The organism is Streptomyces sp. NPDC003247 (assembly GCF_042888135.1).
Taxonomy (GTDB): Bacteria; Actinomycetota; Actinomycetes; order Streptomycetales; family Streptomycetaceae; genus Streptomyces.
Genome location: NZ_JBIAPF010000005.1, coordinates 532,535 through 548,425 on the forward strand (window position 1 = coordinate 532,535; position 15,891 = coordinate 548,425).

Genomic DNA, 15,891 nt, shown 5'->3' on the forward strand with positions numbered 1-15,891 from the left:
TGCGGCTATTTACGCGTGAGTACCCGAGCGGTACCGTGAAGGGCATGCCAGCCCTCAATGTGGAGTTCAGCGATCGCGAGCTGGAGGACCTGCGGCAGATCGCCAAGGAACGCGGTACGTCGATGAAGGCGCTCGTCCGGGAGGCCGCCGCGGCCGACATCGCGCGCCACCGGGCACTCCAGGAGGGAGCGGAGGCGTTCCGGCGGTTCTTCGCGTCCCACGCGGACGAGTTCGCGGCCGCCTTCCCCGACGACGAGTCACCCCTCAGGCGCGAGGGGCGGGTCGCCTGACCGATGACGCCCGTCATCCACATCGACGTGCCCTGGCTGCTCCAGCGCCACGAAGAGGTCCTGCCCGACCAGCCGACCGTCAACGACTTCTCCGCGCTGGTCGCCGCCGTCGCCCGGCACCGGGTCGACCCGCCCCGCCTCGGCGTGGACTCCGACCCGGCCTGGCGGGCCGCCGCGCTGCTGCACACCCTCGCGCTGCTCAAACCCCTGCCCTCGGCCAACGCGCGCTTCGCCTGCGCCACGGCGGTGGCGTACATGTTCGTCAGCGGCGTCGGCATCGACCCGCCCTACGGCGCCCTCGTCGACCTGGCCCGGGATCTGATCGACGGCAAGACCGACGTGTACGGCGCCGCCGACCGGCTGCGGTCCTGGCAGATCTGACGGCACCGGCCGGGAGCCCCGCCACGGGCTCCCGGGCCGCCGGCACAGGCTGCGCGCGCAGGCGCGGGAACCCCCCGCCGGAAGGTCAACACGCTTGCGCGGAAAGGGACATCGCGCGAGGAACCGGACCCGCGTTATCGACATTCCTTCAACAACGGCCCTCTGTCCTCGGCAGCTTGTTGTGCACGACTCGGTTGTGCGAAGGTGAGCCACTCGTGCGGGGGGCCGAGGCCCGGGCCGGTGTGCCCCGCGGATCGCCGGCGGAGGCGAACGCGCCCCCCGACGCGCCGAACACGTACGCACCGAAGGAAGCCGCTCAGTGCTCACCCCCCCTCCTCCTCGCCCTCCCCACCCCCCGCCCGGCGCGGGGCCCGGGGAATCCGACGAGCTGCTCGCCGCGGGGGTGCGCGGTGGCACGGACGACGAGGTCGGCCGGTCCACCGCGCTGCTGATCGCGCGGCACTGGCAGCCGGTGCACGAGTACGCGGTCATCTGCCTCGCCTCCCCCGCGCACATCGCGTCCATGGTCGCCACGGCCGCGTTCCACCAGGTCTTCGACCGGCTGAAGCTGGGCGAGCCGGGCGCCGCGCTCCGCCCCCGCCTGCTGGTCACCGTGCGGGACACCATCCGGCTGTGGGCCGCCGACACGGCGCTGGCCGGGGCCGTGCCGGAGCTGCGCAAACCCGCGGGCGCCCGGGGGATGCGCGCCGCCCAGTCCATGACCCCCGAGAACCGGGTGCTCACGGAACGCTCCTTCCAGAGCCTGCCCGAAACCGCCCGCTGCGTCCTGTGGCACCTAGAGGTCGAGGCCGAACCGGCCGACGTCGTCGCCGGCCTGCTGGGCATGGACGCCGACGTGGTCACGGCCCTGCACGAACACGCCCGGGACAAGCTGCGCGAGGGCTGCGTACGCGCCCACCGGGACCTCGCGCCCAGCAAGGACTGCCGCTTCCACAACCGGCTCCTCGACGTGCCCATGCGCCGTGGGGGCGACCTCCTGCCGGACGTCCGCCGGCATCTGGACGCCTGCCGCTACTGCCGGTCGGCCGCCGAACAACTCGGCCACTTCGAGGGCGACCTGGGGATGCTGCTGGCCGAGGCGGTACTCGGCTGGGGCGCCCGCCGCTACGTCGACTCCCGCCCCGGCCGCGCGCTCCGGCAGGGCGCACGGCTCAAGAGGGCGCGCCGGCGCCGCGGCAGGGGCCCCCGCGGCACGCTCCGCACCACGTTGTTCGACCTCGTCCCGTCCCCGCGCCGCCGCCCGGGCGGCCCCCTGCCGCGCTCGCCGCGGTCGCTGGCGACGGGCGTCGGCCTCGCCTCGGCCGGCCTGCTCACCACCCTGCTCGCCGCCGGAGTGTGGTCGGACGACGGCGCCGGGCCGGCCGCCTCCACCGGTGCCGAGGGCGCCGCCGCCCGCACCGGGTCGCAGGCCGGGCCCACCGCGACGCCCTCGGCCCCCGGCGCCGCCCGACTGCCGGCCGTGCCGTCCCGGGCCCGGCTGCGCAACGCCGCCGCCGACCTGTGCCTGGACGTCCGGGGCGAGGTGCGGCCGGGTGCCGCCGTCGAGCTGGCGGAGTGCTCCGCCGAGCCGGCCCAGCTGTGGTCGTACGCGGACGACGGCCAGCTGCGCAGCGTCGCCTCCCCCGGACTGTGCGTGGACTCGCACGCGGACGCCGGGATCGTCATCCTCGGCCAGTGCGCCGCCCCGGCCGGCTCCCGCGCCGACGACGTCCGCTACGACCTGACCGTGCAGGGCGAGTTGCTGCCCCGCTGGGACGGCACGCTCGCGCTCGCCTCCGCGAGCCAGGACCCGGGCGCCGACGTCGTCGTCAAGGCCCGGGACCGCTCCACCGGCCAGCGGTGGCTGACCGACGCCGCCACGGCCGGCACCGGTTCCCGGGAGATCGCCGGCCAGGAGGTCCTGCCGGCGCACCCCGCGGGCCTGCCCGACCCCACGGCCTGACGGGCCGTCCGCCCCGACGGACGGTCACCCCGACGGACGGTCACCCCGCCTTCCCGGCGGGGTGGTTCGGGCGCGAGGGCACCGGTGTGGTGGCCCGCCCGTACCGGCGCGCGGGGCCGACGGGCCGTCCGGTGCGGGGCGCGGGCCGACGACCGGTGCGGGGCGCGGGACCGTCAGGCCGTGTCCTCGACGAGGTCGTGCGGGCCCACGCTCGCCGGGGTGGCGTGCCCGGAGAGGGCCAGGGTGAGGTCGAACTCGGCGAGCAGACAGCGGATCACGTGCTCCACGCCGGGGCGTCCGTCCAGGGCGAGGCCGTAGACGTAGGGCCGTCCGAGCAGGACCGCGCGGGCGCCGAGGGCCAGGGCCTTGAACACGTCGTCACCGGTGCGTATCCCGCTGTCGAACAGCACGGTCAGCCGGTCGCCGACCGCCGACGCGACGCGGGGCAGCGCGTCGGCGGCCGCGACCGATCCGGCGACCTGGCGGCCGCCGTGGTTGGACACCACCACGCCGTCCATCCCGGCGTCCGCGGCCTGCCGGGCGTCGTCCGGGTGCAGGACGCCCTTCAGGACGATCGGCCCGTCCCAGTGCTCCCGCAGGAACGCCAGGTCCGGCCAGGTCCTGCCCGGGTCCGCGAAGAGGTTCACGAAGGGCAGCACGGCCGCGTTCGGATCCTCGTGGACCGGCTTGGCCAGGCCCGCCCGGAACGCCGGGTCGGTGAAGTGGTTGGCGGTGCCCACGCCGTGCAGGAAGGGCAGGTACGCCTGGTCGAGGTCGCGCGGCCGCCACGCCAGCAGCGGGGTGTCCAGGGTGACGACGAGCACCGTGAACCCGCTCGCCCGCGCCCGGCCGAGGAAGCTGCGGGTCACCTCACGGTCCTTGGACCAGTACAGCTGGAACCAGCGCTCGGCGTCCCCCATCGCCTCCGCCACCTCCTCCATGGGGGTGCTGGACGCCGACGACAGCACGAACGGCACGCCCTGCGCGGCCGCCGCGCGGGCCGCCCCGGACTCGGCCTCCGGATGCACGATCGACAGCACCCCGACCGGCGCCAGGGCCAGCGGGGCGGGCAGGGACCGGCCGAGCACCTCGACCGACAGGTCGCGCTCATGGACGTCCCGCAGCATCCGCGGCACGATCCGGCGGCGCTCCAGCGCCGCCCGGTTGGCGCGCGCCGTGCTGCCGTCGCCCGCGCCGCCCGCCACATAGCCGACCGGCCCCGGTCCGAGCCGCCGCTCGGTCAGCTCCTCCAGCCGGGTCAGGTCGGTGGGCAGCCGGGGAACCGCACCCGTCATCCCGTTCAGGTAGATCTCGTACTGGAAGTCCGCCCAGTGCTTCGCCATCCGTCCCGCCGCCTCTCCTCGTCCCGTCGGCCGCCGCCGGTCCGTACCCCGCACGGCGACCCTACCGGCCGGTAGGCGCGGTCAGCGGGGAGCGGCCGCAGCGCGCAGGACGCGGGCCAGGTCGCGCGGCCGCGAGAACATCGGCCAGTGGCCGGTGTCCAGCTCCACCAGCTCCCACCGGTCGCTCCGGAGCAGCTCCGCGACGGCGGGCAGGGGCTCCTCCCCGTCCAGCAGGCACTTGACGTACGTCGCCGGCAGCTCGGCGGGCGAGCGCCGCGGGGCCGCCGTTTCGGTGAGCGTGGCGCCCGGGTGCGGGGTCGCGCCGTCGACGATCCGGCGGATCTGCTCGTCCGTCAGGCCCTGGCCCGCGAACTCCTCGGCGGGGAGCGGGGGCCAGAAGTTGGCGTGGGCGGCGATCGACGCCCGTACCGGGTCGCTCGGCCAGCCCGACAGGAACGACTCCCCGGCGACGGGCACGTTCGCGTCGACGAACACCACCCGCCGCAGCCGCTCGCCGATGCGCTCGGCCGCCAGTCCGACCGGTATCCCGGCGTAGCTGTGCCCGACCAGCACCACGCCCGTCAGGCCCAGCCGGCCGACCTCGTCGACGACATCGCCGGCATGCGTCTCCAGGCCCGCCGCGGCGCCCTGCCGGTCGGCGAGCCCGGACAGCGTCAGCGGATGGGCGTCATCACCGGCGGCACGCAGTTCGGCCGCCACCTCGTCCCACGCCCACGCACCGAGCCAGGCCCCCGCCACCAACACGAAATGAGTCATGCCCGCACCGTAGCCGGGGGGTGTGACAACGGCGGCTCGGCGGCCGCCGTGCCCCGGACGGGGGACACATCCGCCGGCGGGAGGCGGCCGTCGGGTGAATGGCACCGGCCCGCGGAGTGGGACGCGGCGCGGAAGCGGAATGTTTCCGGACGATTGCCGAGCCTATGAGAATCGGTCACTCCGGCGGAGCGGCGGATCATGAAGCGCTTGCTCGCGGCGCCGGGACGTCCGGACTCCGTGACTTCGCGCCACTGATTCAACACGCAAGGTTACTGAAACGCGTGGGGTCGAGGTGAGTTCCGGGCGCGGAGTCGGCAGACTCGCCCTCGCCGCGTCCGGCTCCGATCGCGCCGGAGCGGCCACCCCCGAATCGAGCGGAAGGATGCACACAATGCGGAACACCGCGCGCTGGGCGGCGACCCTCGGCCTCACGGCCGCCACCGTCTGCGGACCCCTGTCCGGGTCCGCGCTCGCCGCCCCGGCCGCCCCGGCCTCGCTCTACGCCCCGTCGGCCCTGGTACTGACACTGGGGCACGGAGAGCGGGCCGCCGCCGTCAGCCCGGCCCGTGCCGTCACCCTCACCTGCGCGCCGACACCCTCCGGCAGCCATCCGGCGCCGGCCACGGCCTGCGCCGAACTGCGCGCCACCGACGGGGACCTGGAGGCCCTGACGGTCCCGGGCGACGCGCTGTGCACCAAGCGCTACGACCCCGTGGTCGTCACCGTCGACGGGGTCTGGAACGGCAAGCGCGTCACCTATGAGCGCCTGTTCGCCAACGAGTGCGTGAAGAACTCCTCCGGGAGTGCTCTCTTCGCGTTCTGAGACCGGGATCGCGTGGCCCCGTGGACGCCGCGACAGGCCCGTGACGTGGGGAGCGCGGGCCACTGACACGGGACCACCGTGATCTCGCCCCAGGGGCCGGCCGGGCGGAGTGGGGCCGCCCGCCGGCCCCTGACACCGCCCCGCGCCCGCGCCTCGCCGCGGGCGCGGGGCGGGTACGGCCGTGTGGCGAGGCTTGCGTCGCCGGGGGGGGGGAGGGCGGGTGCGCGCGGCCGTGGTGGCGGGACTGCGTCGCCGGGGGCGGGGCGGGTACGGCCGTGGTGGCGAGGCCGCGTCGCCGGGTGCGGGGTGGGTGCGGCCGTGGTAGCGGGGCTTGCGTCGCCGGGACGTGAGGCGAGTACGGCCCCGGCGGCGGGGCTTGCGTCGCCGGGGCGTGGCGTCAGGCCCGGTCCCGATGGCTGGTGTCGCACCACGGGTACCGGCGGCTGCGCCGGCAGGTGCACAGCGCCACCCGGAACCGGTCGGAGGCGACCGTGGAACCGTCCTCCAGCTCCACCTCCACCGGCCCCTCCACGAGCAGGGGGCCCCGGCGTCGCATGGTGATCCGGCGGGGCGGGGCGACGGGGGAGCGCTGCTCGCCGGCAGGCGGTGGCTCGTCCGCGGGGGCGGGCTCTTCGGCAGGGGGCGGCTGGTCCGTCGGGGCGGGCTTGCCGGCAGGCGGTGGCTCGTCCTGCGAGACGGGCTCGTCAGCAGGGGGCGGCTCCTCGGCCGGGGTCGGCGTGTGGCTCGCCGGGGGCGGCTCGTCGGGCAGGGGCGGCTCATCCGCCGGGGGCGGCCCGGCCGGTGGGTGGTGCTCGGTGGGCGGGCGCTGCCGGGCCGGTCCGGGCGGGACCGCGGGCGGGCGTTGCCCGCCGGTCGGTTGGTGCGGGGCCGCGGGCGGGCACTGCCCACCGGCCGGTGGGTGCGGGGCCGTGCGGGGGACCGGCTCGGCCTCTGGGTGCGGGGCGGGGAGTGGGGGGCGCCCGGTCGTCGGGTGTGGCTCGGTGGGGGAGCCGGGCGCGGTCGTCGGGTCCGGGTCAGCAGGGGAGTTCCGCACGGACCACCACCAGTTCCTCGTCGTTCTCGCCGGCGGACAGCAGTCCCCGCTCACGCAGCCAGTCCGCGCGGGAGCGCAGGACCGGGCCGAAGGGGATGCGGCGACGCCGGGTGACCGCGGCCTTGAGGCCCGTCGTGCGCAGGTGCGCGAGGGTGCGGTCGGGGTCGCTCAGCGCGGAGTGCACCATCAGCAGCACCCCGCCGGGCCGCAGCAGCGCGGGCGCCTCCCGGCAGATCCGGTCCACCACCAGCCGGCCGTCCCCGCCCGCGTCCCAGGCCCGGGCCGGGCCCCGCGGCGCACGGCCGCCGGACGGCGCCGGCACGTACGGCGGGTTCGCCAGGATCAGGTCGAAGGACAGGTCGCGGACGGGCTCGAAGAGGCTGCCGTGCCGCACCCGCACCGGCAGCCGGGCCCGCCACGCGTTGCAGCGTGTCGCGCACACCGCCCGCCACGACACGTCGACGGCGGTCACACGGCCCCCGTGCCGGGCCGCCTCCAGGGCGAGCGCACCGGATCCGGACCCCACGTCGAGGACGTCCGCGCCCGGCACGAGCGGTTCTTCGGACAGCGCCCCGGCCAGCAGGTCGGTGTCCTCCTGAGGGGCGTACACGCCCGGAAGTACCAACGGATTCACGACGACCAAGTACCCGGACAATCAGGAAATATGGGCCATTTCTGCGTTGAGGGGAGTGCGGAGCGAGGAGCGTCCCGCGCGCCAGGCCGCGAGGAGACGTGCGGCGAGGCGGTCCTCCAGCAGGCCGGTGACGTCAATGCCGAAGGCGACGTCGGGGGCCAGGTGCGGCTCCTCGTCCAGCAGGCCCGCGATCACCTCGTGCCGGACGACCTGTTCGTGTACCGCGTCGGCCTCGACGTGCTCGTCGTAGAAGTACGCCGCGGCGGGACCGGCGCCCGTGCGGCGCATCGCCTCGGCGAGCCGCCGGGAGCCGGGGGAGGAGGTGATCTCGACCGCCGCGAAGTGCCCCACGAGAGCGCCCCGCAGGGAGCGGTGCAGGCCGAGCAGGGACATGAGGTTGACCGTGGCCAGCGTCTCGGCGCACGCGGCGTCGAGATAGCGGCCGTAGGCGGTGTCCAGGCCCAGGTCCGTCATCAGGTTCGCGAAGAGGCGGGCGTGGACGCGGTCGGGGCGGCCGCCGCCGTACTCGTCGAACTCCACCGCCGCCATGGCGGCCTTCGCCCGGCCCCACAGCCGGGGCAGCACCCACGCGTGCGGGTCGGCCTCCTTGAGGTGGTAGAGGGAGCGCTGCGCCGCGTACTCGCGCACCTGCCACAACTCACCCTCGTCCCGCAGGAAGTGCGAGACGCCGCCGCCCTCCACGGGCTCGACGAGGAGCTCCGCGAGCGCGTCGTCGACGCTGTCGTGCACCGGGGTGTCGGCGCGCAGGGCGGCCAGGAAGCGCCGCTCCAGCGCCGCCCGCACGCCGAGCAGCACCGGGTCCCACTCCAGGTCGGCGCCCACCCCGGCGAACCCGCGGTAGTGCAGTTCGTAGCAGAGGTACAGGGCCAGCTGGAGGTCGTCGCCGTACGGGTGCGCGTCCGCGGCCGCCTCGGCGGGCGGCAGCGGACCGGTGCCCAGCAGGTGGGCCCGGACGGCTCCGGAGAGCGGGCCCCGGGCGGCCGGCAGTCGTGGTCCTTCGTGTGCCATGCGCGCCGGGTACCCCGAGGTGACGGCGCCATCCCCGGCCGTACCGCCGGTCGGGCGCCGTCCGGCCGCCGGCCCGCCGCCCGGGTGAGGGCCGCCCACGGCCCACGGCTCGCGGCCGCACGGCCCGCGGCTCCTGTGCGGTCAAACCCAGCCCTCATATGGTCGCGGTCTGACCTCGCACGGTCAGAATCCTGCCGCCATATGGTCGGAAGCCAGCCCCCTACGGTTGGGACCCGGGGAGCCGGGAGCCGGGGAGCCGGGAGCCGGGAGCCGGGGAGCCGGGGAGCCGGGGAGCCGGCCCCGGGGCTTCTGCCCAGCCCCGGGGCCGGCTCCCCGCAGTCACCCCCGGGTCACTCCCCCTGGGACTCCTCCTCCGCGCGCGTGTTGGGCGTGATGGCCTCGCCGGCCTCGCCGCGCGGGCGGCGTTCGGCCCGTGGGTCGTCGGCGCGGAGTTCGGCCTCCTCGATCTCCCGCATCACCTCTTGGAGTGCGGTCGTGGGACCGTCGTGGTGGCGCTCGGAGTCGTCGGACATGATGGCTCCCTTCCTCACGGGTGTGGGATGACGGGTGGTACGCCGGATCAGTGGGCGGCGGCGAGCAGGGGCACCGGATCCGGCGGAGCGGCCTCCTCGGCGAGCCGGGCGACCTCCGCCCACCAGGACGCGCCGTCCTCGATGTGGCGCAGCATCACGCCCTCGCGGATCGCCCACGGGCAGACGGTGACCGTCCGCAGGCCGATCAGCTTCATCGCCGTGTGCCCGACCAGCGCGCCCGCCAGGCTCTGCGCGGCGCGCGGCGCGGAGATGCCGGGCAGCCGGGCCCGCTCCGCCGCGGGCAGCGCGGCGAGCTGTTCGACCGCCCGGCCCAGGTCGCGGCTGTCCAGCGTGCGGGCGACGAACGGGCCGTGGCGTCCCGGCGGGGCCCCGCACAGCCGCCCCAGCTGCTGGAACGTGCGCGAGGTGACCACCGCGGTGCGGGGCCCCTCCCAGCGGATCCGGGCGGCCACGTCCCGCAGCTGGTGGCGCACCTTGCGGCGCAGCGCACGCACCTGCTGGGGGGCCGGAGGGTCCTGGTCCCCGAAGAACTCGTGGGTCAGCCGGGCGGCCCCGAGCGGCAGCGAGGCCACGAAGTCCGGCAGCCGGCCGCGGCCGAACGCCACCTCGAACGAGCCGCCCCCGATGTCCATGAGCGCGAGCGGCCCCGAACGCCAGCCCATCCAGCGGCGGGCGCCGAGGAAGCTCAGCTCGGCCTCCACCTCGCCCGGCAGGGTGCACAGCGGCACACCGGTGCCGGCGCGGACGGTGCGCAGCACCTGCCGCCGGTTCGGCGCGTTGCGCACCATGGCGGTCGCGAACGCCAGCGGGCTCGTCGCCCCCCACCGGGTCGCGGTGCGGCTCGCGGCGGCGACCGCCCCCACGAGCTGGTCGACGGCCCCCTCGGGAATGGGCTCGCCCGGCTTGACCTGCTCGGACAGCCGCAGCCGCCACTTGGCCGTGTGCACGGGCAACGGCACGCCGTCCTCGGCGTCGGCCACGACCAGCCGCACAGTGTTGGATCCCACGTCCAGCACGCTGATTCTCATGGACGGGCGAGTACCCAGGGGCGCGCCCTCATTCCCGCGCGCGCGGGGGGCGCACGCCGCGCCGGGGGCGCACGACGCCCCGCGGGAGCCGTTCCGTGAGCGGTCCCGGGGCGGCGGACGCGCGGGGCCGGCGCGCGCCGCGGCGGCCGCCGGCGCCGGCTCAGGTCAGCTGCCGCCGCACCAGCTCGTGCAGCCGGCCGCCCGCGTCCGCGAGCAGCTGGGCGGGCGGCCCCTGCTCGGCGACCTTGCCGTTCTCCATGACGACGACCCGGTCGGCGTCCATGACCGTCGACAGCCGGTGGGCGATCACGATCCGGGTGGCGTGCAGCTTGCGGGTGCTCTCGATGACCGTGCGCTGGGTGTCGTTGTCCAGGGCGCTGGTCGCCTCGTCGAAGAAGAGGATGCGCGGCCGGCGGATCAGTGCCTGGGCGATCATCAGCCGCTGGCGCTGGCCGCCCGAGACCGATCCGCTGCCCGCGACGATCGTGTGCAGGCCCATCGGCATCCGCTTGATGTCCTCCGCGAGCCCCGCCATCTCGGCCGCCGCCATCGCCTCCTCCGGCGTGTACGCCCCCGTGCCGCAGATGACGTCCAGGATCGAACCGGTGAACGGCTGCGCGTGCTGGAGGACGACCCCGCACTGACGGCGTACGGCCGACTGGTCGAGGGCCGCCAGGTCCTGCCCGTCGTACAGCACGCTCCCCGAGACCGGGCGGTCGAAGCCGATGAGGAGCCGCAGCAGGGTGGACTTGCCGCAGCCGCTCGGGCCGACGATCGCCACGAACTCGCCCGGACGCACCTCGAAGGACACGTCGTCCAGGACCAGCGGGCCGTCGTCGGAGTAGCGGAACGACAGCCGCCGGGCCTCGACCGCGCCGGACAGCGGGCCCGGCCGGGTGCTCGCCGCACGCACCTCGGGCGTCGCCTCCAGCACGGGACGGATCTCCTCGAACAGCGGCAGCGCCGCCACCGCCGACACGAACGCGCCGGTCAGCGAGGTGACCGAGGTGAGGAGCATCGTCACCGAGGTGTTGAAGGTGAGGAACTCCGCCGCCGACAGCGCCCCGCGCGCCGGGCCGGCCAGCAGCATGAACATCAGCAGCGAGCACAGCGGCAGGTAGACCGAGCCCAGCACACTGTTGAGGTTCTTGATCCGGCCGAGCCGCTGCTGGAGCTCACGGCTGCGGGCGAACCGTTCGGCCCAGGCCGCGTAGGCGTAGTTCTCGGCGGCGGCCACCCGCAGCTTCGGCAGGCCCCGCAGGGTCTGGAACGCCTGGTTGTTCAGCTTGTTGGAGAGCGCCACCAGCCGCCGCTGCCAGCGCACCTGCCACAGCCCCAGCCCCAGGAACACCGTGGCGACCACCACCAGCATCCCGATCGCCGCCAGCGCCATCGGCACGCTGTACCACAGCAGCAGCCCCAGGTTCACGGCCCCGACGGTCACCGACTGCGCCACCGACGGACCGAGGCCCGCCATCAGGCGGCGGATCGCGCTGATGCCCATGGCCGCGCCGGCCAGTTCACCGGTGGAGCGCTCGGTGAAGAACTTCGTCGGCAGCCTGAGCAGCCGGTCCCACACGGCCGGCTGCAACGTCGCCTCGATGCGCCCTTCGAGGCGCAGGATGGTCAGGTTCTGCAACAGCAGGAACGCCGCCGTCACCACGCCGCTGACCATGACGGCCAGACAGATCTGCACGATCGGGCCCTCCTGGGCCTTCGGCACGTACTCGCCGAGCACCTTGCCGGTGGCGATCGGCACCAGCGCCCCGATCGCCACCGTGACGATCCCGCTGAGCAGCAGTTTCGCCAGGTCGCCGCCGGTGCCGCGCATGCTGAACCGCAACAGCCCGAGCGGTCCGAGGCTCCGCTCGGGCAGCGGCCGGTAGAACATGACCGCCCGCGGCTCGAACTCCTCCGCGTTGGCCTTCTCCACGGGCGTCTCCCGCCCGGTCGCGGGATGGACGGCGACGTAGCCGCCGCGCCGCCACAGCAGCGCGACCGGTGCCCCCGACAGGGCCCGGTGACCCACCAGCGGGCCGACGTCGTCCCGCCACCAGCGGCCGTCCAGGCGGACGGCGCGGGTGCGCACCCGGGAGGCGAGGGCGACCTGCTCGACCGGGTCCAGGCGGTCGTTGCCGGCGCCGGACCGCGTGGGCTCCACCAGGGCGATCCCGGCGGCCCGGGCGACCAGACGGCACGCGGCGAAGGTGGCGTCCACGTCCGCGGCCGTCGCGCGCGGACCCCCCTTGCGGCCGATCGACGCCAGCAGGGTCCGGTCGGCCTGGGCGCGGACCGCCTCACCGGCCTTGATCCCGGCGGCCGTCCGGGTCTCGTGAGTGCGCTCCAGCTGCTCGATCCAGCGGTCCAGCGTGGTCAGCAGGCGGTACTGCTGGTCCACCATGGACTGCCACACCGCCGGGTCCATCAACAGGTCGGCGGCGGCCTCCGCGCCGTACAGCGAGCCGTACTGGACGCTGCCGGGCGGCACCTGCATCCAGAACACGTCGTCGTCGGTCGTCCGCGCCGCCTGCTCGCCGGCCGTCGGCGCCTGGAAGAGGACCGACAGCCCGCGGCCGACGCCCAGGGCGAGCGCGTACTCCAGCGGGCTGGTGGCGGGCGGCACGTACTGCGGGGTGCCGTACTCGTCGTACGACCAGGTCTGGGTGTGCGCCGGCTGGTACAGCTCGCGCAGCCCGATGCGGTGCACCACGCAGTCCCGGACCGGGCGCGCCACCAGCGTGTGCTGCGCTCCCGTCACCGGGCCGAGCAGCAGCGCGCCCGCCTCCAGCCGGCCGAGGTGGTGCCAGTGGCCCTGCTGCCCGGCGTCCACCGCGAACAGGTCCAGCGCCCCGGCCGCGACCAGCCACAGCACCTGCGGGCCCTCCAGGTCCAGGCGGCCGGAGCCGGCCAGGTCCAGCCGCGTGCCCAGCTGCCCCAGCGCGGCGAGCACCATGTCGCCTTCGTCGACGGACGTCATCTCACCGCTCCCTGACCAGCGCCGCGTACGCGCCGCCCTGTGCGACGAGTTCCTGGTGCCGTCCGCGCTCCACGACCGTGCCGTGCTGGAGGACGACGATCTCGTCGCTGTCGCGCACCGTGCTGAGCCGGTGGGCGATCACCACGCAGGCGCAGCCGCGCCGGCGCAGGTTGTCCATGACCACCAGCTCGGTCTCCGCGTCGAGCGCGCTGGTGACCTCGTCGAGCACGAGGATGCTGGGCCGGCGCACCAGCGCCCGCGCGATCTCCAGGCGCTGGCGCTGCCCGCCGGAGAAGTTGCGGCCGTCCTGCTCGACCCTGCTGTGGATGCCGCCCGGCCGGCGCATCACGACGTCGTAGAGGGCCGCGTCCCGCAGCGCGTCGACGACGGCGTCGTCCGGGACGGACGGGTCCCACAGCGCCACGTTGTCGCGGACGCTGCCCTCGAAGAGGAACACCTCCTGGTCGACGAAGGAGACGGAGGACGCGAGGGCCCCGCGGGGAATGTCCTCCAGCCGCTGTCCGTCGATGCGGATCACCCCCTCCCACGGCGTGTACAGCCCGGAGATCAGCCGGGACACCGTCGACTTGCCGCTGCCCGAGCCGCCGACCAGCGCCACCTGCCGCCCGGGCCCGACGCTCAGGTCGAAGCCGGTCAGCAGGGGCTTGTCGAGGGGGCTGTAGCCGAAGGTGACGTTCTGGAGTTCGATGTGGCCGTGCAGCCGGCGCGTGGAGTCGGCGCCGGTCCGGCGCTCGTACAGCGGATCGGTGCGGAAGTTCTCCACGTCCTTGAGCCGGGCCACGTCCGCCGCGAAGTCCTGGATGCGGCCCGCCACGCCGTTGAGGCGGGTCAGCGGAGCGGTGAACCGGGTGACCAGGGCCTGGAAGGCGACCAGCAGGCCCACCGAGATGTGCCCCTCGATCGCCCGGACCCCGCCGATCCACAGGATCAGCGCGCTGTTCAGCGTGGCGAGCGTCGGCGCGACCACGCCCAGCCAGGCGCTCGGCACCCCGAGCCGCTGCTGCTCCTCCAGCGTGGTCGCGTGCTGCCCGGCCCACTTGCGGAAGTAGCCGTCCTCACCGCCGGTCGCCTTCATCGTCTCGATCAGCTGGAGCCCGGTGTACGCCGTGTTGGTCAGCCGCGCGTTGTCCGCGCGCAGCTTGGCGGTACGGGTAGCGCGCAGCCGGATGACGATCCGCATGGCGACGATGTTGAGCAGCGCCACGCCGATGCCGACGAAGGTCAGGTCCGGGTCGTAGGTGTAGAGGAGCACGGCGTACAGCACGACGACCACCGCGTCCACGCCCGCCGACGCCAGGTCGCGGGCCAGGGTCTCGGCGACGGCGTCGTTCGACTGGAGACGCTGCACCAGGTCGGCCGGGCTGCGCTGGGAGAAGAAGGTCACCGGCAGCCGCAGCAGGTGGCGCAGGAAGCGGGCGCTGGACAGCGTCGAGGAGATGATGCGGCCGTGGTGGAGGTTGGCCTGCTGGAGCCAGGTCAGGGCGACCGTGAACAGCACGCACGCGCCCATGGACGCGAACAGCACGTCCAGCAGCGAGGTCTGACCGCCGATCAGGAACATGTCGATGTAGGTGCGGCTCAGCGCCGGGACGGCCGCGCCCACCAGGACGAGCAGCAGACTCGCCAGGACGGCGGCCGGCAGGGTGCCCGCGGTGCCGCGCAGCCGGGCCGGCATCGCGCCCAGCACACCCGGCCGGCGTCCGCCCCGCTCGAAGCCCTCGCCCGGCTCCAGCACCAGTACCACGCCGGTGAAGCTGCCGTCGAAGTCCTCCACGGACACGAACCGGCGGCCCTTGCCGGGGTCGTTGACGAAGACGCCCCGCCGGCCGAAGCGGCGGCCCATGCCGTCGTAGACGACGTAGTGGTTGAACTCCCAGAAGAGGATGGCGGGTGCCCGCACCCCGGCGAGGGCGGCCAGGTCCATCTGCATGCCCTTGGCGGTCAGACCGTAACCGCGCGCCGCCTTCAGCAGGTTGCTCGCGCGCGAGCCGTCCCGGGAGACGCCGCAGGCGATCCGCAGCTCCTCCAGCGGGACGTGCCGGCCGTAGTGGGCGAGCACCATGGAGAGGGAGGCGGCCCCGCACTCCACGGCCTCCATCTGGAGCACCGTGGGCGTGCGGACGGTCTTCGCCCGCCCCTTGGGGACGGTACGCCGGGGCGGCGCGGCCCGGCGCCTGCCACGGGTCGGGGAGTCCTGGGCGGTGGTCACGGAAGCAGCCAATCGACGGGACGCTGATCGGCCAGCCGGATCGAACCCGTGGCCATGGTCATGGAGGTGAGGGCGTACGGCGGCCCGTCCGCCGAGGACCAGCGGTAACCGCTCTCGGTCGACGCGGAGGTGTCGAGGCGGACCAGGACCGCCACCGGGCGGCCGTCCTCGGTGAACTGCTCGCCGAGCTGGCTGTCGCCCAGGAACGCCGCGATCTGCTGCGCCGACTGGGCGGTGCGGTCCACCGACTCCACATGGCCGCGCAACACGCCGTACTGCTGCGACGGCACGGTCTGCACCGTCAGGTCGACGGCCGCGTCCTCGGGGATCGAGGCGGCGTTCTGCGCCGGGACGTACACCGTCGCGTACAGCGGGTCGTCGGCGTGGGCGACCTTCTCCACGGCGGCGACGTTCGCGCCGGTGGAGATGATCTGCCCGATGCTGGCGGCGAGCGCGGTGATCCGGCCCGCGGCGACCGTGCGCACCACGGTGTCGCCCTCGGCGGTGCGGACCTTCAGCACGGGGGAGCCGGCGGCCAGCCGTTCGCCCTCCTCGGCGAGGACCGCGGTGACCTGGCCGGCCGCGGGGCTCTGGAGGATGTAGCTGCCCTCGCCGTGGGTGAGGACGGCCGGTGCGCTCACCGTGGACGCCACCGAGCCGGTCACGGCCCACACGGACGCCGCCGCGAGGGCAGCCACGGTCACGGACAGCACCAGCCAGCCCTGGGGGCGGGCGAAACGCACCGGCAGGTCGAGTTCCTCCGGCGACTGGAGCTTGGCGAGGGCCTGTTGGCGGAACTGCAAGGGAC

At 75.1% G+C, this 15,891-nt stretch carries 14 protein-coding genes; 4 read left to right on the plus strand and 10 right to left on the minus strand.

Annotated features, from left to right (window positions below):
• The first annotated feature begins 44 nt into the window (after positions 1 to 44).
• From ACFYWQ_RS19970 to ACFYWQ_RS19980, 3 genes are all read left to right on the plus strand, one after another.
• Positions 45 to 290, plus strand: a complete 246-nt coding sequence (locus ACFYWQ_RS19970; protein WP_389518142.1) for a hypothetical protein — start codon at positions 45 to 47, stop codon at positions 288 to 290.
• 3 nt (positions 291 to 293) lie between these two features.
• Positions 294 to 671: a hypothetical protein gene (locus tag ACFYWQ_RS19975; RefSeq protein ID WP_055631619.1), complete on the plus strand. Its 378-nt coding sequence runs from the start codon at positions 294 to 296 to the stop codon at positions 669 to 671.
• A 319-nt stretch (positions 672 to 990) separates the two neighbouring features.
• Positions 991 to 2,634: an RICIN domain-containing protein gene (locus ACFYWQ_RS19980; RefSeq protein ID WP_389518143.1), complete on the plus strand. Its 1,644-nt coding sequence runs from the start codon at positions 991 to 993 to the stop codon at positions 2,632 to 2,634.
• Positions 2,635 to 2,807: 173 nt separating this feature from the next.
• Here ACFYWQ_RS19980 and ACFYWQ_RS19985 read toward each other — a convergent pair whose 3' ends face one another.
• A complete protein-coding gene (locus ACFYWQ_RS19985) occupies positions 2,808 to 3,977 on the minus strand; it encodes a lactate 2-monooxygenase (protein ID WP_389518144.1) in 1,170 nt (389 codons plus the stop codon).
• Between the two features lie 81 nt (positions 3,978 to 4,058).
• Positions 4,059 to 4,754: an alpha/beta fold hydrolase gene (locus ACFYWQ_RS19990; RefSeq protein ID WP_389518145.1), complete on the minus strand. Its 696-nt coding sequence runs from the start codon at positions 4,752 to 4,754 to the stop codon at positions 4,059 to 4,061.
• A gap of 391 nt (positions 4,755 to 5,145) precedes the next feature.
• Between ACFYWQ_RS19990 and ACFYWQ_RS19995 the strand changes: the two genes are divergently transcribed.
• Positions 5,146 to 5,577 (plus strand): subtilase-type protease inhibitor, encoded by a 432-nt coding sequence (locus tag ACFYWQ_RS19995; RefSeq protein ID WP_389518146.1) that lies wholly within the window; start codon positions 5,146 to 5,148, stop codon positions 5,575 to 5,577.
• Positions 5,578 to 5,974: 397 nt separating this feature from the next.
• Here ACFYWQ_RS19995 and ACFYWQ_RS20000 read toward each other — a convergent pair whose 3' ends face one another.
• The 8 genes from ACFYWQ_RS20000 to ACFYWQ_RS20035 all read right to left on the minus strand — a co-directional run bounded on the left by ACFYWQ_RS20000 (position 5,975) and on the right by ACFYWQ_RS20035 (position 15,886).
• Complete coding sequence (locus tag ACFYWQ_RS20000) at positions 5,975 to 6,139, minus strand: CDGSH iron-sulfur domain-containing protein (protein WP_389518334.1); 165 nt, start codon at positions 6,137 to 6,139, stop codon at positions 5,975 to 5,977.
• A gap of 472 nt (positions 6,140 to 6,611) precedes the next feature.
• Complete coding sequence (locus ACFYWQ_RS20005) at positions 6,612 to 7,241, minus strand: HemK2/MTQ2 family protein methyltransferase (RefSeq protein WP_389518147.1); 630 nt, start codon at positions 7,239 to 7,241, stop codon at positions 6,612 to 6,614.
• A gap of 45 nt (positions 7,242 to 7,286) precedes the next feature.
• On the minus strand, positions 7,287 to 8,294 hold the full coding sequence (locus ACFYWQ_RS20010; RefSeq protein ID WP_389518148.1) for an iron-containing redox enzyme family protein: 1,008 nt from the start codon (positions 8,292 to 8,294) through the stop codon (positions 7,287 to 7,289).
• A 350-nt stretch (positions 8,295 to 8,644) separates the two neighbouring features.
• Positions 8,645 to 8,827: a hypothetical protein gene (locus ACFYWQ_RS20015; protein ID WP_389518149.1), complete on the minus strand. Its 183-nt coding sequence runs from the start codon at positions 8,825 to 8,827 to the stop codon at positions 8,645 to 8,647.
• Positions 8,828 to 8,874: 47 nt separating this feature from the next.
• A complete protein-coding gene (locus ACFYWQ_RS20020) occupies positions 8,875 to 9,876 on the minus strand; it encodes a Ppx/GppA family phosphatase (RefSeq protein WP_389518150.1) in 1,002 nt (333 codons plus the stop codon).
• 160 nt (positions 9,877 to 10,036) lie between these two features.
• Entirely contained in the window at positions 10,037 to 12,853 is a 2,817-nt protein-coding gene (locus ACFYWQ_RS20025) for an NHLP bacteriocin export ABC transporter permease/ATPase subunit (protein WP_389518151.1), read from the minus strand.
• Position 12,854: 1 nt separating this feature from the next.
• Entirely contained in the window at positions 12,855 to 15,083 is a 2,229-nt protein-coding gene (locus ACFYWQ_RS20030; protein ID WP_389518152.1) for an NHLP family bacteriocin export ABC transporter peptidase/permease/ATPase subunit, read from the minus strand.
• The gene (locus ACFYWQ_RS20035; RefSeq protein ID WP_389518153.1) at positions 15,080 to 15,886 is read right to left on the minus strand and encodes an HlyD family efflux transporter periplasmic adaptor subunit; all 807 of its coding nucleotides are present in this window, start codon (positions 15,884 to 15,886) and stop codon (positions 15,080 to 15,082) included. The genes ACFYWQ_RS20030 and ACFYWQ_RS20035 overlap by 4 nt, the downstream gene beginning before the upstream one ends.
• Positions 15,887 to 15,891 lie beyond the last annotated feature (5 nt).